Annotated in this window: 18 protein-coding genes; 11 read left to right on the top strand and 7 right to left on the bottom strand. The window is 73.1% G+C overall.

Annotated features, from left to right (window positions below; translation table 11 throughout):
• Positions 1-35 precede the first annotated feature (35 nt).
• The 10 genes from ACWD10_RS32430 to ACWD10_RS32385 all read left to right on the top strand — a co-directional run bounded on the left by ACWD10_RS32430 (position 36) and on the right by ACWD10_RS32385 (position 9,790).
• On the top strand, positions 36-584 hold the full coding sequence (locus tag ACWD10_RS32430) for a DUF2617 family protein (protein ID WP_451097244.1): 549 nt from the start codon (positions 36-38) through the stop codon (positions 582-584).
• 40 nt (positions 585-624) lie between these two features.
• Positions 625-2,388 (top strand): polyamine aminopropyltransferase, encoded by a 1,764-nt coding sequence (locus tag ACWD10_RS32425; RefSeq protein ID WP_451097243.1) that lies wholly within the window; start codon positions 625-627, stop codon positions 2,386-2,388.
• Between the two features lie 107 nt (positions 2,389-2,495).
• Positions 2,496-3,287 (top strand): SRPBCC domain-containing protein, encoded by a 792-nt coding sequence (locus ACWD10_RS32420; RefSeq protein WP_451097242.1) that lies wholly within the window; start codon positions 2,496-2,498, stop codon positions 3,285-3,287.
• A gap of 104 nt (positions 3,288-3,391) precedes the next feature.
• Entirely contained in the window at positions 3,392-4,219 is an 828-nt protein-coding gene (locus ACWD10_RS32415; protein ID WP_451097241.1) for an aldose epimerase family protein, read from the top strand.
• A gap of 33 nt (positions 4,220-4,252) precedes the next feature.
• On the top strand, positions 4,253-4,798 hold the full coding sequence (gene pyrE, locus ACWD10_RS32410) for an orotate phosphoribosyltransferase (RefSeq protein WP_451097240.1): 546 nt from the start codon (positions 4,253-4,255) through the stop codon (positions 4,796-4,798).
• Positions 4,799-5,011: 213 nt separating this feature from the next.
• Complete coding sequence (gene fbaA, locus ACWD10_RS32405) at positions 5,012-6,034, top strand: class II fructose-bisphosphate aldolase (RefSeq protein ID WP_451097239.1); 1,023 nt, start codon at positions 5,012-5,014, stop codon at positions 6,032-6,034.
• Positions 6,035-6,125: 91 nt separating this feature from the next.
• Positions 6,126-6,539 carry a DUF3151 domain-containing protein gene (locus tag ACWD10_RS32400; RefSeq protein ID WP_451097238.1) on the top strand — a complete coding sequence of 138 codons (414 nt, stop codon included), beginning with the start codon at positions 6,126-6,128 and terminating at the stop codon, positions 6,537-6,539.
• A gap of 156 nt (positions 6,540-6,695) precedes the next feature.
• Entirely contained in the window at positions 6,696-7,553 is an 858-nt protein-coding gene (locus tag ACWD10_RS32395) for a tryptophan 2,3-dioxygenase family protein (protein ID WP_451097237.1), read from the top strand.
• The gene (gene kynU, locus ACWD10_RS32390; RefSeq protein ID WP_451097236.1) at positions 7,546-8,796 is read left to right on the top strand and encodes a kynureninase; all 1,251 of its coding nucleotides are present in this window, start codon (positions 7,546-7,548) and stop codon (positions 8,794-8,796) included. Before ACWD10_RS32395 ends, kynU begins: the two co-directional genes overlap by 8 nt.
• 118 nt (positions 8,797-8,914) lie before the next feature.
• Positions 8,915-9,790, top strand: a complete 876-nt coding sequence (locus ACWD10_RS32385; protein WP_451097235.1) for an alpha/beta hydrolase family protein — start codon at positions 8,915-8,917, stop codon at positions 9,788-9,790.
• Between the two features lie 25 nt (positions 9,791-9,815).
• On the opposite strand, the gene ACWD10_RS32380 is transcribed toward ACWD10_RS32385, so the two are convergent.
• The 6 genes from ACWD10_RS32380 to ACWD10_RS32355 form a co-directional block, all read right to left on the bottom strand.
• The gene (locus tag ACWD10_RS32380; protein WP_451097234.1) at positions 9,816-10,517 is read right to left on the bottom strand and encodes a response regulator; all 702 of its coding nucleotides are present in this window, start codon (positions 10,515-10,517) and stop codon (positions 9,816-9,818) included.
• Positions 10,514-11,851, bottom strand: a complete 1,338-nt coding sequence (locus ACWD10_RS32375; RefSeq protein WP_451097233.1) for a sensor histidine kinase — start codon at positions 11,849-11,851, stop codon at positions 10,514-10,516. Before ACWD10_RS32375 ends, ACWD10_RS32380 begins: the two co-directional genes overlap by 4 nt.
• On the bottom strand, positions 11,848-13,113 hold the full coding sequence (locus tag ACWD10_RS32370) for an acyltransferase family protein (RefSeq protein ID WP_451097232.1): 1,266 nt from the start codon (positions 13,111-13,113) through the stop codon (positions 11,848-11,850). Before ACWD10_RS32370 ends, ACWD10_RS32375 begins: the two co-directional genes overlap by 4 nt.
• On the bottom strand, positions 13,106-14,068 hold the full coding sequence (locus ACWD10_RS32365; RefSeq protein WP_451097231.1) for an alpha/beta hydrolase: 963 nt from the start codon (positions 14,066-14,068) through the stop codon (positions 13,106-13,108). Before ACWD10_RS32365 ends, ACWD10_RS32370 begins: the two co-directional genes overlap by 8 nt.
• 182 nt (positions 14,069-14,250) lie before the next feature.
• Entirely contained in the window at positions 14,251-15,948 is a 1,698-nt protein-coding gene (locus tag ACWD10_RS32360) for an ABC transporter permease (RefSeq protein ID WP_451097230.1), read from the bottom strand.
• The gene (locus tag ACWD10_RS32355; RefSeq protein WP_451097229.1) at positions 15,945-16,904 is read right to left on the bottom strand and encodes an ATP-binding cassette domain-containing protein; all 960 of its coding nucleotides are present in this window, start codon (positions 16,902-16,904) and stop codon (positions 15,945-15,947) included. The genes ACWD10_RS32360 and ACWD10_RS32355 overlap by 4 nt, the downstream gene beginning before the upstream one ends.
• Positions 16,905-16,998: 94 nt before the next feature.
• On the opposite strand from ACWD10_RS32355, the gene ACWD10_RS32350 reads away from it, so the two are divergent.
• Positions 16,999-17,517, top strand: coding sequence for a GbsR/MarR family transcriptional regulator (locus tag ACWD10_RS32350; RefSeq protein WP_451097228.1), 519 nt, complete (start codon positions 16,999-17,001; stop codon positions 17,515-17,517).
• A 23-nt stretch (positions 17,518-17,540) separates the two neighbouring features.
• On the opposite strand, the gene ACWD10_RS32345 is transcribed toward ACWD10_RS32350, so the two are convergent.
• The gene (locus ACWD10_RS32345; protein WP_451097227.1) at positions 17,541-18,455 is read right to left on the bottom strand and encodes a diacylglycerol kinase; all 915 of its coding nucleotides are present in this window, start codon (positions 18,453-18,455) and stop codon (positions 17,541-17,543) included.
• Positions 18,456-18,547 lie beyond the last annotated feature (92 nt).

The raw sequence follows: 18,547 nt of genomic DNA, 5'->3' as shown, positions 1-18,547 counted from the left end.
GCCCACCCTCCCTTCGTGCTTCGCGGAGCCGACCCATGCTCACGACTCTTCAGACCTCCTACACCGACACGCGCGCGTCGGACCTCGCCTGGGACCTGGGGCGAGAGCCGCTGCCCGCGCTCGCCGTCCTCGACCTCGAACTCGGCGGTGCCAAGGTTCAGTTGAGACTCCTCGGTGCCTCGCACCAGGTCCTCATCGAGCAGGAGGAGGGCAGTTGCTCGGAGACCGTGGCCTGCATCCCCGGCAGCAGCACCCCGCTGCCGCTCGGCGTCGCCAAGCGCGTCGACAACTGGGAGTACGAGTTCGCCGCCCGCGTCGAACTGCTCTCTCAGGGCTCCTTCGCGGGCCGCGCCCAGGAGTTGCTCGCCCTCGTCGCCGACCATCCGCACGGCCTCGCCGGGGTGTTCCCGGGCAGCCCCTACGCCTTCACGGCGCTGCTCGCCCAGCGGCACGAGGGCCAGGTCCACTGGCGTACCTGGCACGCCTACCCCCAGGAGGGACAACTCGTCGCCACCCGAACGCGCCTGGGGGCGCGCGTGCCCGCTCCTCTGAGAGCCGCTCCGGTCTCCGAGGTACACGCATGAGTTACCGTCCGTGCCCGTATGGTGACGTACCGTTCCCGTCGTGATTGAGCCCGCACCACCCGCGCCACCCGCACCGCCCGCGCCGCCCGTGCCCCGCGCGCCCTCCGTACCGGCCGTACCGGCCGTACCGTCGACGGATCCCGCACCCTCACCAGCAGGCACGGCGCCACCCGTCGCGCCGCCGACCGTCGCCCGGCCGTCGGCGGCGGCGCGGAGTGCGGCCGTGCTGCCCGTGTCGCCGCGCGTCGGGCGGATCCTCGTGCTCGCCGGGGTCTTCGTCTGCGCCGCCTGCGGCCTGGTGTACGAGCTCGAACTCGTCGCCCTCGCCGCCTACTTGACCGGCGACTCGGTCACCCAGGCATCCGTCGTGCTCTCCGTGATGGTGTTCGCGATGGGCGTCGGCTCGCTGCTCGCCAAGCGCCTGCGGTGCCGCGCCGCGGCCGGATTCGGCGCCATCGAGGCGACGCTCGCGCTCGTCGGTGGGGGCAGTGCGATGGCCCTGTACGCCGGGTTCGTCTGGGGCGGCGGAACGTTCGTCTCGGGCGTCGGCACCCGGGTCCTGCTCGTCGCCTTCTCGCTCGCCATCGGGGTGCTCATCGGCGCCGAAGTGCCGCTGCTCATGACCCTCATCCAACGCGTACGGAGACAGGACGCGGGCGGCGCCGTCGCCGACCTGTTCGCCGCCGACTACGTGGGTGCCCTCGTCGGCGGCCTCGCCTTCCCCTTCCTGCTGCTCCCGCTCCTCGGCCAGCTCACCGGCGCCCTGCTCACCGGCGCGGTCAACGCCGTGGCCGGTGGCGCCCTGGTGCTCTGGCTCTTCCGGTACGACCTCACGCGGCGCGGCCGCTGGACGCTGCTCATCGCCAACCTCGTCGTCCTCGCGCTGCTCGCCGGGGCGGCCGTCGGGGTCGGCGCCTTCGAACGGGCCGCGCGCGAGGCGGTGTACGGCCCCGACGTACGGGTCGCCGTGCAGACGGGGCTCCAGGAGGTCGCCGTCACCGGCGGGCCCGGCACCGGTCACGGCACCGGCACCGGCCCGGTCAACCTCTTCCTCGACGGCCGCCTCGCCGTCAGCGGCCGGGACGAGCACCGCTACCACGAGGCCCTCGTCCACCCCGCGATGCGCGGCCCGCACGCCCGCGTCCTGATCCTTGGCGGCGGCGATGGCCTCGCCGCCCGCGAAGCGCTCAGGCACCCCGGGGTGCGCCGCGTCGACCTCGTCGAACTCGACCCGGCCGTCGTCGAGTTGGCCCGCACCGACCCGGCCCTCAGCGCCATGAACCGGCACGCGTACCAGGACCACCGGCTCCGGGTCACCATCGCGGACGCGTTCCGCTGGCTGCGCGAGCGGTCCGCCACCGGCGCCCGCCGAGGCGCGTACGACGTGGTCATCTCGGACCTGCCCGACCCCGGCATCACCGACTCCACCCGCCTCTACTCACAGGAATTCTTCGGCCTCGCCGCCCGGCTGCTTGCCCCCGACGGACGCCTCGCGGTCCACGCGGGCTCACCGTCCGCCCGCCCCCACGCCTTCTGGACCGTCGACGCCAGCCTCCGCGCACCCGGCCTGCACACCGCCCCGTACCGCGCCACCGCCGCCCCCGCCCGACGCCTCACCCCGTCCCGCGCCCCGAGCGACTGGGGCTTCCTCCTCGCCGCCCGTACGCCCCCGACCCTGACCCTCGGCTCCGAGCCACCTCGCCACTCCTTCACCCGGGCGGCGCTGCGGGCGGGGGCGCGTGCGGTGGAGCGGACACGGGTCGAGGGGGCGGTTCCTTCGACGTTGACGCATCCGGCGTACTGATCACCACCCAGCCCGTCCGGCGATCGGAGGGAAGCCCGTCCGGCGATCGGCAGGAAATGCGCCGAGAGCCGGGTGCGTACCGCCGCTGCGTGGGTAGTCTCGCGGGCATGGAGCATGAGGTGTTCGTTCCGGTGGAGGCAGAGTCCCTGCGGCAGGCGCTGGCGGACCCCGCGCGGGTCGCGCGCAGCATCCCCGGACTCCAGCGCGACGCACAGGAGGGTGCCGAGCCCCTGTCGGGTCGGCTCCGGGTGCGGATCGCGGGGCACACCATCACGTACCGGGGCGCGCTGCGGGTCACCGCGGCGGACGACGGGTCCTTCGAGGTGACAGGGGACGCGAGCGAGGCCCGCGGTTCCGGGCAGGTCGAAGTCGCCCTGACGGTAGGGCTGTTGGCGGCCGAGGGCGGCACCCGGCTCGTCTTCTCCGGGGCGGGGAAGGGGAGCGGCCGGGTGGCCGAGCTGGAGCCGTCGGCGGTGTCCGGGGCGGTCGAGCGGCTGCTCAACCGTTTCTCGGAGGCATTGGGCGCCACGGTCGCGGATACGGAACCGAGCTCGCAGCAGCAAGAGCCCGAACCGCAGCAAGAACCGGAGCCGGATGAGGACGAGCACATCTCGATCTTCGAGACCGACGTCCCGCCCTCCTCCCTCGACCCCTTCCAGCAGGACGCCGCCGACGCGTCCTTCGTCGCGCCGCCCGCCGAGGCCGCGCACGCCCGCCGGACGATGATCGGGCGCAGCGCCGAGGAGGTCGACCACGCGCCGCCGCGCGGCCGGTACGCGCCCGTGCCCGCGCCGCAGGCCGCCACGGCCTCCGACACCCTGCGCTGGGCGGCCCCCGCCGCCGCACTCGTCGTCGCCTCCGCGATCGTCGTGGGCCGGGTCCTGCGCCGCCGCAGGTAGCTCGCGAAGGGAGCCCGTGAGGGGAGCCCGCGAAGGTGGCCCGCGACGGCGCGAGTCCGACGCCAGGACCTGGCCTCCGGCAGCACGTCAGTAGGGTCGAGTACGTGACGACACAGGACACCTCCACCCTGACGACCCTGATCGCCGGTGACGCCGAGCTGACCGTGCAGGGCGCGAACGGCTGTCGCATCGGCAGCCTGCGGATCGGCGGCACCGAGGTGCTGCGCCAAGGCGACCGCTACGGCAGCTTCCCGATGGCCCCGTGGTGCGGCCGGACCGAGAACGGCCGGTTCCGCAACGGCGGCACGAGCTACCAGCTGCCCGTCAACAACCCCCCGCACGCCATCCACGGCACCGTCCGCGACCGGGCCTGGCGCCGGGCGAGCCGTACGGAGACCGAGGCGGCGTTCACGTACGACCTGATCGAGCCCTGGCCGTTCAGCGGCCGGGTCACCCAGACCTTCGAGCTGGCCCCGGACCGGCTCACCGTCCGGATGGGCATCGAGACGTACGAGGAGTCGTTCCCGGCGCAGCTCGGCTGGCACCCCTGGTTCAACCGGCGCCTCGCCGACGATGCCGCAGACGGCAAGGCGGACGGCGCGGACGTACACCTCGCCTTCGACGCCGCCTGGCAGGAGCAGCGCGGCGAGAACCATCTCCCCACCGGCAAGCGCGTCGACGTACAGCCGGGCCCCTGGGACGACTGCTTCGGGATGCCCGACGGCGTCGACGTCACGCTCACCTGGCCCGGGCAGCTCGAGCTGAAGGTGGCGAGCCGGGAGCAGTGGGTGGTGATCTACGACGAGCAGCCCGAGGCGGTCTGTGTGGAGCCGCAGACCGGTCCGCCCAACGGTCTGAACACGCACCCGCGCCTGGTCACCCCGATCGAGCCGCTCGAGGCCGAGATGACCTGGTCGTGGCGGCGGCTGTGAGGCGGCCGCGGCGGCGCCCGTAAGCTGGCGGCCATGAGTGACGTACGCGGCGAGCTGCTGCAGCAGATCAAGGACAAGGCCGTGGTGCACGGCAAGGTGACGCTCTCCTCCGGCAAGGAGGCCGACTACTACGTCGACCTGAGGCGGATCACCCTGGACGGCGTGGCAGCGCCGCTGGTCGGTCAGGTCATGCTCGATCTGACCGCGGAGTTCGACTACGACGCGGTGGGCGGTCTGACCCTCGGCGCCGACCCGGTCGCCACCTCGATGTTGCACGCCTCCGCCGCTCGCGGTACGACCCTGGACGCCTTTGTCGTACGCAAGGCGGGCAAGGCGCACGGCCTTCAGCGGCGGATCGAGGGAGCCGAGGTCAAGGGCCGCCGCGTCCTCGCCGTGGAGGACACCTCCACCACCGGCGGCTCCGTGCTCACCGCCGTGGAGGCGCTGCGCGAGGCGGGTGCCGAGGTCGTCGCGGTGGCGACCATCGTGGACCGGAACACCGGGGCGGCGGAGAAGATCGCCGATGCGGGTCTGCCGTACGTCTTCGCGTACTCGAAGGAGGACCTGGGCCTCGACTGAGCCTCCCGGCGGGTTCCGGCGGGTTCCGGCGAGTCCTGGCCGGGAGCCGTCGTGTCCCGTCGTGCACCGGCTGGAGCAATCCGCCGAGTCTGGAAAGATGGGGTCGACGATGACGTCGCTCCCTCGCGCCGACGGCGGCGAAGCCCACCGTGGCGAGGGGCCCTCCGGTCAGGGCCAAGAAACCCACACCCGCACATCACAAGGAGCGGACAGATGCCCATCGCAACCCCCGAGGTCTACAACGAGATGCTCGACCGGGCGAAGGCAGGCAAGTTCGCCTACCCCGCCATCAACGTGACCTCTTCGCAGACTCTGCACGCGGCGCTGCGCGGCTTCGCCGAGGCGGAGAGCGACGGCATCATCCAGATCTCCACGGGTGGTGCGGAGTTCCTCGGCGGCCAGCACAACAAGGACATGGTGACCGGCGCGGTCGCGCTCGCCGAGTTCGCGCACATCGTCGCCAAGAAGTACGACATCACCGTCGCCCTGCACACCGACCACTGCCCGAAGGACAAGCTCGACGGGTACGTCCGCCCGCTGCTCGACATCTCCGCCGAGCGCGTGGCCAAGGGCGAGAACCCGCTGTTCCAGTCGCACATGTGGGACGGCTCGGCCGAGAAGCTCGCGGACAACCTCGCCATCGGCCAGGAGCTCCTGGAGAAGGCCCGCAACGCGAAGATCATCCTCGAGGTCGAGATCACTCCCACCGGTGGTGAGGAGGACGGCGTCTCGCACGAGATCAACGACGAGCTGTACACGACGGTCGACGACGCCATTCGTACGGCTGAGGCGCTCGGCCTCGGCGAGAAGGGCCGCTACCTGCTCGCCGCCTCCTTCGGCAACGTGCACGGCGTGTACAAGCCGGGCAACGTCGTGCTCCGCCCCGAGCTGCTCAAGGACCTCCAGCAGGGCGTCGGCGAGAAGTACGGCAAGGCGTCTCCGTTCGACTTCGTCTTCCACGGCGGCTCCGGCTCGACGGCCGAGGAGATCGCCACGGCCCTGGAGAACGGCGTCGTGAAGATGAACCTCGACACCGACACCCAGTACGCCTTCACGCGCCCCGTCGCGGCGCACATGTTCCAGAACTACGACGGCGTCCTGAAGGTCGACGGCGAGGTCGGCAACAAGAAGACGTACGACCCGCGCACCTGGGGCAAGCTGGCCGAGGCGAGCATGGCCCAGCGCGTCACGGAGGCGTGCACGTCGCTGCGCTCGACCGGCACCAAGCTGAAGTAAGCGGTACGTCGCCCTCGTACGGCTTCAGGGCCCGGGTTCTCCACGGTGAACCCGGGCCCTTCGCCGTTCCCCGACGAGGCAGACTGGGGCCATGTCGATTCACGAGAACCTGCTCGGGGGACCGCCCCCGACCCACCTGCCCGACGAGCCCGAGCCCCGCGAGCTGCTCGCGGGCGGAGCCGCACCCGCGGATGTCGCCGCGAAGTACCCGACGTCCTCGCTCGCCTGGGCGCTGCTCGCCGACGACGCCTTCGCGGGCGGCCGGACCGTCGAGTCGTACGCGTACGCCCGTACCGGCTACCACCGCGGCCTGGACGCGCTGCGCCGGGCCGGATGGAAGGGCCACGGGCCGATCCCCTGGGGGCACGAGCCGAACCGCGGGTTCCTGCGCGCGCTGCACGCTTTGGCTCGGGCCGCGCGGGAGATCGGCGAGACCGAGGAGTACGAGCGCTGCTCGACGTTCCTGCGGGAGTCGTCCCAGGAAGCCGCGGACACGCTGGGCTGACGCCTGAAGCGACGCGAGCGCTGCCCTGGGTATACGCCTGGGGCGGCGCTTGCTCGAACCGGGGCGTGTTGCGGAAGATGCGGGTGGGGACCGGGGCCCCCGTGCCGGCATCGGCAGGGGCGGACCGCTACCCGGAGTTCGTTCAAGGAGACAGCGATGTCCCACGAGGTAACCGGAGGGGGCGCCGCCGAGACGGCCGAGGCCCCGCACCTCGACTTCGCAGGCACCACCCCGTACGAGGACTACGTCCAGGCCGACGTCCTCACGCATCTCCAGCACCCCCTCTCCGACGACCCAGGAGAGATGGTCTTCCTCGTCACCACGCAGGTGATGGAGCTCTGGTTCACCGTCATCGTGCACGAGTGGGAGACCGCGTCCCGCGCCCTGCGCCGGGACGACGTGCCCACCGCCATGGCGGCGCTCAAGCGCTCCGTGCGGGAACTGGAGGCCCTGAACGCCTCCTGGCGGCCGCTGGGTCAGCTGACCCCCGGCCAGTTCAACGCGTACCGCTCCGCCCTCGGCGAGGGCTCCGGCTTCCAGTCCGCGATGTACCGGCGGCTGGAGTTCCTGCTCGGCGAGAAGTCCGCGTCCATGCTCGTGCCGCACCGGGCCGCGCCCCGCGTCCACACCGAGCTGGAGAAGGCGCTGCACGAGCCGAGCCTGTACGACGAGGTGCTCCGGCTGCTCGCCCGGCGCGGCCACGGCGTACCGGCCGGGGTCCTGAACCGCGATGTGTCCCAGCGGTACGAGCCCTCGCCCGAGGTCGAGGCGGTGTGGACCGCCGTGTACGCGGCCGAGGAGAGCGACGAGTACGCCGAACTCGCCCGGCTCGGGGAGGCGCTGACGGACGTCGCCGAGCTGGTGTGGCGCTGGCGTAACGACCACCTGGTGGCGACGCGGCGCGCGATGGGCAGCAAGGCCGGTACCGGCGGCTCGGCCGGGGTCGCCTGGCTGGAGAAGCGCGCGACGAAGAACGTGTTCCCCGAGCTGTGGACGGCGCGCAGCCATGTCTGAGACGAATGCCAAGAAGGCAGCGGAGGCGGAGAAGGCAGCGAAGGCGGCGGCGCTCGACACCGCGGACGAACTGGCCAAGCTGCGTGAGCAGTTCGTCCTCGATACTGCGTCTGATCATGCGGCTGACGCCGCGGGTGTGTACCTGGACGGGAACTCGCTCGGCGCGCTGCCGCGTGCCGTGCCGGGGCGGGTCGAGGACGTGGTCCGCCGCGAGTGGGGCGAGCTGCGGATCCGCTCCTGGACGGAGTCCGGCTGGTGGACCGCGCCCGAGCGGATCGGGGACCGGATCGCGCCGCTCGTGGGCGCCGCGCCCGGCCAGATCGTGGTCGGGGACTCCACAAGTATCAATGTTTTCAAGGCGGTTGTGGGCGCGGTACGTCTGGCCGGTGGGCCCGGCAACGGGCGGGACGAGATCCTGGTCGACGAGGCGACGTTCCCCACGGACGGCTATATCGCCCGGTCCGCGGCCCGGCTCACCGGCTGCACGCTGCGCCCCCTCGCCCCGGGTGACCTCGCCGCGGCGGTGGGCCCGCGCACGGCCGCCGTACTCGTCAACCATGTCGACTACCGCACCGGGCGCCTGCACGACCTGCCCGGCATCACGGCGGCGATACGGGACGCCGGGGCGCTCGCGATCTGGGACCTGTGCCACAGCGCGGGCGCGCTGCCCGTCGGGCTCGACGCGCACGGGGTCGACCTGGCGGTCGGCTGTACGTACAAGTTCCTGAACGGCGGCCCGGGTTCGCCCGCGTACCTCTATGTCGCCGAACGCCACCAGGGGGCCTTCGATTCGCCGCTGCCGGGCTGGAACTCGCACGCCGACCCGTTCGGGATGCGGCCCGCGTACGAGCCCGCGGGCGGTGCGCTGCGTGGCCGGGTCGGCACGCCGGACATCCTCTCGATGCTCGCCCTGGAGGCGGCCCTCGAGGTGTGGGACGGGGTGTCGGTCGAGGCGGTACGCGCCAAGTCCCTTGCCCTGACGGACTTCTTCCTGGAGTGCGTCGAGGCGTACGTGCCCGCGGGCCGGGTCACTTCGCTGACCCCCGCGGCCCACGCCGAGCGCGGCAGCCAGGTGGCGCTGCGCTGCGAGGGGGCCGAGGCCGTGATGGGTGAGCTCATCGCGCGCGGCGTGGTGGGCGACTACCGCGCGCCGGACGTGCTGCGGTTCGGATTCACCCCGCTCTATGTGAGTTACGCGGAGGTGGAGCGGGCCGCCCGGGTGCTCAGGGAAGTCCTCGGCTGATAGCGTCCGGCGGATCTTGAATGTGGTGGAGCGCCCGGGGGGGTCGGTCCCGGCCCCTCGGGCGCTTCCGCCAACTCCCCGGCTCCCCAACTCCCACTCCCGGAAAGGCGGTCAGCCTATGTCGGACGACGCCGTCGCCCGTGATGCCGCGGAGGCCGAGTCGGCGTTCGGGCACCCGCCGGTCGCTCCCGACGCCACCGCCTCCTACGGCGCACACCCCGACCAGGTGGTCGACTTCTACGCGCCACGGGGCGCGGCCCGCACGCCCGCCCCGCTCGTCGTCGCGCTGCACGGCGGGGCCTGGCGGGCCCCGTACGACCGGATGCACCTCAGCCCGTTCGCGGACTTCCTGGCCCGCAGGGGCTTCGCCGTGGCCAACGTCGAGTACCGGCGGGGCAGCCTGGTGCCGCACCAGAACGCGGACGCGCCGGTGGCCGGGCGCTGGCCGGAGACCTTCGACGACGTGGCCGCCGCCCTGGACGCGCTGCCGAAGCTGCTTCCCGTACACCTGCCGCAGGCCGACCCGCGCCGCACGGTCCTGACCGGGCACTCGGCGGGCGGTCAGCTGGCGCTGTGGGCCGCGGCCCGGCATGTGCTGCCCGAGGACGCGCCGTGGCATCTGGCGCGGCCGACCCCGCTGCGCGGCGTGGTCGCGCTCGCCCCGATCGCGGACTTCGGGTGCGCGGTCGAGCTCGACGTCTGCGCCGGGGCGTCGGTCCAACTCCTCGGCGGCGAGGACCGGTTCGAGGAGCGCCGGGCCCTCGCCGACCCGTCGCTGCTGCTGCCCACGGGCATCGCCACGGCGCTGGTGCAGGGCCGTGACGACATCGTGGTGCCGCCCGCCGTCGCGGAGGGCTTCGCGGACGCGGCGGCCCGGGCGGGCGAGGTGGTGGGCCTCACGCTCCTCGAGGGCGTCGGCCACTTTCCGCTGATCGACCCTTCGGCGGACGCGTGCGCGGTGGTGGCGGAGGAGATCGCGCAGTTGGCGTTCTGAAGGGGCGACTCAGCCCCCGGTCCCGTCAGTAGCCGGTCGGGCGTACCAAGCCCGTCTCGTACGCGAAGACCGCCGCCTGGGTACGGTCCCGCAGGCCCAACTTGACCAGCATCCGGCCCACATGGGTCTTCACCGTCTGCTCGGCCACCACGAGCCGCTCCGCGATCTCCGCGTTCGACAAGCCCTGGGCGATCAGCGCGAGTACCTCCGTCTCCCGCCCGGTCAGGCCCTCCAAGCGGGTACGGGTGGGCGCGCGCGGAGCGCCGAGCTGGGAGAACTCCGCGATCAGGCGCTTGGTGATGCCCGGCGCGAGCAGCGCGTCCCCGGCCGCCACCACCCTTACCGCCTCTGCGAGTTGGCTCGCCGACGCGTCCTTGAGCAGAAACCCGGAGGCACCGGCGCGCAGGGCCTCGTAGACGTACTCGTCGAGGTCGAAGGTGGTCAGGACCAGCACTTTCGCCCCGGCCCCGGCCCCGTTCCCGTCCGCCCGTGTGATGCGGCGCGTCGCCTCGATTCCGCTCAGCTCCGGCATACGGATGTCCATCAGGACGACGTCGGGGGCGAGTTCGGCGGTACGGGCGACCGCGTCCAGACCGTCGACGGCCTGTCCGACCACCTCGATGCCGGTCTCGGCGTTGAGTAGCACGGTGAAGCCCTGGCGGACCATCATCTGGTCGTCGGCGATGAGTACGCGGATCGGAGGCATGCCGTCGGCGGTCGTCGTCATGCGGTGCCCTCCCGTGGCTCCAGCGGCAGGAATGCCGTCACCTCGTAGCCGCCCTCGGGGGTCGGTCCCGTCGCGAGTTCGCCGCCGAGCATCGCGGCCCGCTCGCGCATGCCGAGCAGCCCGTGGCCCGCGCCGGGCGAGGCGGCCGTGGCGCGGGTCGGGCGACTGTTCAGGACCCGGACCCGCAGGCCGCTTTGGGCGCGTGCGACCTCCACGCGTACGTCGCAGCCGGGCGCGTGCCGCAGCGCGTTGCTCAGTGCCTCCTGCACGATACGGAACGCGGAGAGCTCCACGCCGGGCGGCAGCGGTCGGTCGAGGCCGGTGCACCGGTCCGTCACCGTCAGCCCGGCCGCGCGGGTGTTGTCGAGCAGCGCTCCCAGCTGGGCGAGGGTCGGCTGCGGGGCGATCGGGGCGCCGCCGTCCGCGCCCTCCGCGCCGAGGTCCGCGCGCAGCACGCCGAGCACCCGGCGCAGTTCGGTGAGCGCGTCCACCGCGTTGGCCCGGATCCCGGCGAGGTTCTCGGTGAGTTCCTCCGGCGGGTCCGTCACCAGGTGCGGGGCGACCTGGGCCTGGATGGAGATCACGGACATGTGGTGGGCGACCACGTCGTGCAGTTCGCGGGCGATCCGGCTGCGCTCCTCCAGGAGAGTGCGTCGGGCCCGTTCCTCGGCGGTCAGGGTTTCTTGTGCCGTGAGCTTCGTACGGGCCTCGCGCCCCCAGCGCAGGATCGCGCCGATGCCCGCCGCCACGGCGAACAGGACGACGGCGAGCGAGGAGTCGTAGGCGAGGCCATGCGCCCCGTCGACGTGCACCGTCGCGGACACGAGGTACGTGAGTGCCGCCGTGACCGTGACCGCGAGGGCGGTGGCCCTGGCCGGTACGCGCAGCGCAAGCAGCAGCAGTACGACGCACTGGAGGGCGACGCCGAAGCCGGTCCACGGCCACGGGATGCCGCTGTACGTTGGCTGATCGGCGATCAGCAGGGCCAGGCCGAGCCCGGCGGCCAGGCCCAGCCACCAGGCGGCGACGGGGCGGAGCAGAGCGAGGACGACCGCGCCCGCGTGCAGGGCGGCGAGCAGCCATACCGCGCCCGGAGGGAGGCGTTCGCTCTCCAACGTCGTGAGGGCGTTGACGATGCCGAGGTCCAGGGCGATCAGGGTGTACAGGACGTGAGGGAGTCGGCGGAGCCAGCGGGGCCAGGTGAGCGGCGGCATCGGGTCGCGGTGCAGGGTGAGCAGGTCGTGGCGCAGGGCGCGCAGCGCGTGGCCCAGCGCTTGGCCCTGCGCTTGGGTGTTCGTGCGCGTCCCCGTTTTCATCTTCATCGTGTTCGTCACGCTTCCCCCGCCCCGGTGGCCCTCGTGGGCCGATCCGAGCTTAGGCCGTGTTCGGGAATGTGCCTGCGTACGACAACCGTCCCCCCGCCCCGCCGCGCCCCCGCTCGCTGCTCGACGCGCCGGAACGCCGCCCAGCAGACCCCCAACGCCAGCGCGAACACCGGCAGCCAGGCGAGCCGGGCCAGGACCCAGGCGGGCCCGTCCGGCACCGTGTGCAGACCGGGCAGCGGGCCGCCCCGGCCCGCGAGCAACCCGGAGGCGGTCACGGCGAGCAGCGCCGTCTGGTGCCAGAGGAAGATCGTCAGGGCGGACAGGTTGACCACGGCCACCGCCGCCCAGGCGAGCGGCCGGCGCAGCGCCCGCCGCAGCACCCCGGTGAGCAGCAGCGCAAGCCCGCACTGCGCGAGCCCGAACGTGACGGCCGCCAGGGTCGGCGGGGAGAGGTTGGACACCGCGGCGCCGGGCACCCCGACCATCGACGCGGGGTAGCCGCCCCACACCACCAGGCCCGCCGTCACCCCGGCACCCCCGGCGAACAGCACCCACGCCACGGACCGCGAGCCTGGGCGGTGTCTCTTTAGCGTGCCCCGGGCCACCGCCGCACCCAGGCAGTACGGCACCAGCCAGCCCGCGAGGACGTTCACGAACCCCAGGTCCCGCACCCACCCGGGCCCGCCGTCCCACTCGAAGTCGAACCCGAAGCGCAGCAGGTCCACGTGGAGCACCACGGCCAGCGGCCACAGCGGGTGCAGCCGGGCCACCAGCGGCGTCAGGACCGTGAGCCCGGCGAACACCAGCAGGAACCACAGCGGCGAGAGAACCAGCTTGAGCAGGGTGCGTACGGTGTCGAGCTCCGTGCCCGACGCGAGCAGCCCGGCGGTGGCCACCGCCCACAGGCCGAGCAGCGCGGCCACCGGCCGGAACAGCCGGGCCATCCGGGCGGCGAGCCAGTGCCGGTACGCCACCCCGCGCGCCCGCGCCGCGGCGTACCCCTGGGCCGCGACCTGCCCGCCCACCAGGAAGAACACGGCCAGCGTCTGGAACGCCCAGGACACCGGGGCCAGTTGGGGCAGGTGCTGCAGCGGGCTGGCGCCGTGCAGCGCGGCACCATCGTCGACCAGCGCGGTGACGAGCCAGTGCCCGAGCACGACCCCGAGGATCGCGAGGGCGCGCAGCGCGTCGACGGAACGGTCCCGGGAGGCGGGCGTCGCGGCATCGATCCGCCGCGCCGCCTGCCGTACGCGGGCGAGAACATCACGCATGCGCGGCCTCCTGCGGGACGGACCCCAGCGCGATCCGGGCGAGGCTGTGCAGTGCCACCGAGCCCGGCTCCAGGTAGTCGCTGTGTCCGCCGTCGCCCGCGGGGAAGACCCGGGCCCCGAAGCCCGCGCCGACCGGATCGGCGCCGAACCCGACGGTGGTGCCGAAGAGTTCGAGCCGCGTGAACGGTACGTCGCCGATCCAGTCACCGGCCCCGCGCCCGGCCCAGACCCGGGCCCGGGTGCGCAGGTCACGGGCGTGGTCGACGCCGGTGCCCGGGCTGCCGTACACGGCGATGTCCTGGACCCGCCCGCCGAGCCCGGGGGCGGCCCGCCCGCACACCACGGACCCGTACGAATGACAGAGCAGCGCGACGGGCTGTGCCCCCGGCAACGCCCCTACGAACCGCGTCAGTTGTACGGCGGCGTCCTCGGCGCGCCCGGTGGTGAGCGTCTCCGGGGCGACGGTGCCGGGCGTCTCGTACCCGAGCCAGGCGACCACCGCGAGCCGTGGCCCGGCCCGGTCGTGCAGGGACTGGTCGTACAGGGCCTGGGCGCCGCGGCGGAAGCGGGCGTAGGTGTCGAGGCCGGTGTCGGAGCCGGGCACGAGGACCGCGATCCGTTCGGCGCGGCGCAGGTCTCCCCAGACCTCGGCGGTACGCCCCGCGCCGCGCGCGTCGAACTCCAGGAACCGCCGCGTGGGCCGGGCCATCGCCCGCAGGGTGGCCGCCCGGCCGGTGACCCCGGCCCGCTCGGCGAGGCGGGCGGCCTGCGCGGCGTTCGCGCGGTGGGCGGCGTACCGCTCCGCGAGGCCCGCGGAGGCGGCGAGCCGCACGGGTTCGGGCGCGGGGACGGCGGGGCGGACGGCCCCGGAGAGCGGCACCACGATCGCGGCCGCGATCAGCGCGGCGAGCGCGGTGCGGCGCAGCCGCGGCCACGGCATGCGGCGGTCCGTCATGGGTGGGTCCCCCTCTTCCCGGCCGAGCGGCCGGACGTTCCGGCCGCTCGGCCACGAAGAGAAAGCTAGGAACGCCGCTGTGTCGCGCACGTCCCGCGCGAGAGCCCACCTGCCGCGTAGCTCTCAGGTATGACGGGGGTTCAGGGGTTCATATGACGGGTCTGCCCCGAGTCACGCCCGGGTCACTTCAGCTCCAAGTCCCGTCGTCGGAACCCCGCGAGCCCCAGCCAGGTCAGCCCCGCCGCGACCGCCGTCAGGAGCAGCAGCGGTGTCCAGGTCAGGTCGGCAGCCGGGAGCTGCGGTACGTGGCCGAAGGGGGACAAGTTGTCCATCCAGGAGGGGAATTGGAGCAGCTCGCCCAGGTAGCCGACCACGAAGGCGTACACCGGGACGACCCACGCCATGGCGCTGGCGCGCGGGAACCAGCCGAAGAGCGCCACCGCGACTCCGACCGTCACCCACAGCGCGGGCGCGTACGCGAGCGCTGAGCCGGCCAGCCGGAGCACGAGCCCGCCGTCGCCGGTCGACGCCGCGCCCGCGACGCCGATGCCCAGCCCGGCCGCGAGCAGCAGCACCGTGCCGCCGAGCATCGCCACCGTCACGTGGCTGCCGACCCAGCGGTCCCGGGAGAGCCCGGTGGAGAGCAGGGGTTCGGCGCGGCCCGCGGTCTCCTCGGCGCGCGGCCGCAGGGCCGCCATGACGACGTACACCGCCGCCACCACCGTCAGGACGATCATCACCATCGACGCGAAGGACTCCGCGACCGTGGCGCCGCCGACCCGCTGCAGGGCCTCCTGGATCTGGTCGATGTTCTTCAGCATGTCCTCGGCGTCCCCGAGGATCGAGCCGTACATCGCGCCCATCACGAACAGGCCCACGCCGAAGCCGATGAGCATGCCGCGGTGCAGCCGGAGCGCGAAGCCGAACGGGCGGGTCAGGGCGTGCGTCGCGGTCGCGCGGCCGAGGCGCTCGGCGCGCAGGCCCGCGCCCACGTCCCGCCGGGTGGAGAGCACGAACCCGGCCGTGGCGCAGAGCGCCGCGAGGCCCAGGCAGAGCAGCAGCGGCCACCACCGGTTGTCGACGTACACGTACGTCTGCTGGATCCAGCCGATCGGCGAGAGCCAGGACAGGAGGGCGCCGTTGTCGCCGCCCGCGTCGCCGGAGGCGCGCAGCACGTAGGCGAGGCCGATGGCGGCGAGCGCCATGCCGGTGGCGCCGCGCGTGTGGGCCGTGATCTGCGCGGTGACCGCGGCGACCGCGGCGAAGACGAGGCCGATCGCGAAGTGCGTGGCGCCGTAGAGCAGCGAGCCGCCGGAGTCGATGCCCTCGGCGCCCAGGCCGCCGAGGCCCAAGGCCAGGAGCAGCGCGAGGACGAGGTTGGCGAGCACGGCCACCGTCAGGGCGGCCGCGAGGTGCGCGTGGCGGCCGACGACCGTGGAGCGGAGCAGCTCGGCGCGGCCGGTCTCCTCCTCGGCGCGGGTGTGCCGGGTGATGATCAGGACGCTCATCAGGCCGACCATGACGGCCATGAAGCCGAGCATCTGGTGGCCCATCATGGCGCCGAAGTTGTAGTCGTCGAGGTAGTGGCGCGGACCGGTCATGGCGAGCCCGGCCGGGCTGTCCATGCTCCTGACGACCGAGTCGCGCTGCTCGGGTTCGGCGTACAGCGTCGTGTAGCTGTTGGCCGTGCTGACGGTGCCGATGAACAGGGCGAGGATCCACACGGGCAGCCGGACGCGGTCGCGGCGCAGTGCGAACCGGATCAGGGTGCGGGTCCCGGCAAGGGCGTTGCCGCCCGCGACGGTCCGCCCGGTGGCGGGTGCGGGGGTCTTGGCGGCGGTGCCGGTGCGGGTGCTTGCGCCGGTGCTTGTGCCGCTCATCGCACTTCTTCCTTCTTGGCCGTACGGCTGCTGCCGCGGCCGTTGCCGTGACCGTTCTGGGCGAGCTCGTCGCCGTAGTGGCGGAGCATCAGCTCTTCGAGCGTCGGCGGGTGGCTGACCAGGGAGCGGATCCCGAACGAGGTCAACTTCTTGAGTACGGTGTCGAGTTCGGTGCCATCGACGGCGAACCGCACCCGCGCCCCGTCGGTGCTCAGCTGGTGCACGCCGGGCAGCGCGTCGAGCCCGGTGGCCGGTCGCGCGGTCTCGGCCTCGACCGTGGTGCGGGTCAGGTGCCGCATCTCGGTGAGCGTGCCCGACTGCACGATCCTGCCGAGCCGGATGATGCTCACCCGGTCACAGAGCTTCTCGACCTGCGCCAGGATGTGGCTGGAGAGCAGCACGGTCTTGCCCGCGGCCTTGGCCTCGCCGATGACGTCCTGGAAGACCACCTCCATGAGGGGGTCGAGCCCGGCCGTCGGCTCGTCGAGGAGCAGCAGCTCGGCGTCGGAGGCGAGCGCGGCGACGATGGCGACCTTCTGCCGGTTGCCCTTCGAGTACGCCCGCCCCTTCTTGGTCGGGTCGAGGTCGAAGCGTTCGATCAGCTCGTCACGGCGCGTCTTGTTCAGTCCGCCGCGCAGTCGCGAGAGCAGGTCGATGGCCTCGCCGCCGGTCAGGTTCGGCCACAGTTCTACGTCGCCGGGGACATAGGCGAGCCGTCGGTGCAGCTCGACCGCCTCGTGCCAGGGGTCCTTGCCGAGCAGCTGGGCGGCGCCGGAGTCGGCGCGGAGCAGCCCGAGCAGGACGCGGATGGTGGTGGACTTCCCGGCGCCGTTGGGCCCGAGGAAGCCGTGGACCTCGCCGGCCTCGACGTCGAGGTCGAGGCCGTCGAGCGCGTGGGTCCGTCCGAAGGACTTGTGCAGTCCGGATACTTCAATGGCGCGGTTTGCCTTCGTCATGATTTCGAAATTACGCTTCGTTCAGAAATTTGTGAAGTTAAGGAAGCGTATAAACTCGGCGCTAGGCCGGTGACCAGGGGAGATGATCGGAGTCATGGCTGAGCACGCTGAGCACGCTGAACAGAACGAGTACGGACGGGACGAGGCGGTCGTCTCGCGCTTCGTCGAGACTTTCGCCGCCCAGATGGTGGAAGCAGGCATGACGCGGATGCCGTCCCGGGTCTTCGCCGCCCTGATGACCTCCGACGAGGGCGTGCTCACCGCCGCCCAGCTGGGCGAGCGGCTGAAGGTCAGCCCGGCGGCCGTCTCCGGCGCGATCCGCTACCTCAGCCAGGTCAACATGGTCCACCGCGAGCGCGAGCCGGGCTCACGGCGCGAGCGATACCGGGTCACGCACAACCAGTGGTACGAGGCGATGACCAACCGCGACTACATCCTCAAGCGCTGGGCCGCCACCATGCACGAGGGCGTCGCACACCTCGGCCAGGACACCCCGGCTGGCCAGCGGCTCCTGGAGACGGCGGAGTTCCTGGAGTTCCTGCGGGAGGAGCTGCCAGGGATCATGGAGAAATGGCGTGAGCGTCAGCAGGCCAAATCCAGCACCTCCGGCTAGGCAGCCAGACCCAGAGCCTCCGGCTAGTCAGAAGGCACCACGAGCTCCCAAGCCCCCGCCCGCACCGCCCAGGTCCGCGTCCGTACCGGACCGCAGGTCGCCGCGTCCGCCCGGTACCGGAAGTCCGCCCCCGACACCGTGACCGAGCGGGCCCGGGCCCGTACCGGCGTGGCCTCCGCGCCCACCGACGCGGGCCGCACCTCCACGCGCGCGAGCCCGTCCCGGCCCGGCAGGACCGAGACGGTCTCCACCGGCTGGTCCAGATCCACCAGCGTCACGCCGTCCACCTCGACGCGCAGCCGGTACGGGCCGGTCCCCCAGCGGGCGGCGGGCGGTGCCGCGGGCCGTACCAGGGTCCGCACCAGGGACTGGCAGGTGCGCAGCGGCGCCCCCCACCAGGGCCCCCGGGGATCCTCCGCCCCGTCGGATTCCTCGGCGGGCGGCGACGCGGCGGCGGCCCCCGGCGACGGAATGCCCAGGCGCCCGAGCACCACCCCGTCACTGTCGTCCACGAGCAGGTCGAGCCGCCGCGGCACCCCGTCGAGCGCCGCGCGCGCCGCCGCCACCGCGCCCGCGGGCACCCCGAGCGCCCGGGTGAGCGTGGTCGTGGGGCCGACCGGGACCACGGAGAGCACCGCGTCGGCCAGCTCCCGCTCGCGGTGCAGCGCGGTCACGGCCCGCATCAGGGCCCGGTCGTCGCCGATGACCACGGGGCGGCGCGAGCCCCGGCGGGCCAGTGCGCGGGCGAATTCCTCGGGCCCGTCCGGCAGGCAGACCTTGACGGGCTGCCCGTGACCGGCGGCGCCGCCGCCCGCGCTGAGCACGTCTTTCGCGATTCTGACGGACTCCCCGTCACTGCGGCGGGCAAGAGGGTCGATGACCACCAGTAGCGGCTGCAGCGGCTTGGCGCTGGTCGCGGCGGGCTCCGGAGCCGACACCTCGGTCCTTCCTCGGGTAGCATCTTTGTGCAAGAGCCCCTTGCGCTATTGCGCCAGGGGCTTCGTCTATACCGGGGCACCGGTCCGACGGG

The organism is Streptomyces sp. NPDC002851, from assembly GCF_053591935.1.
Note: the sequence above shows the minus strand (reverse complement) of the source record. Positions and strands in the feature narration are given on the sequence as shown.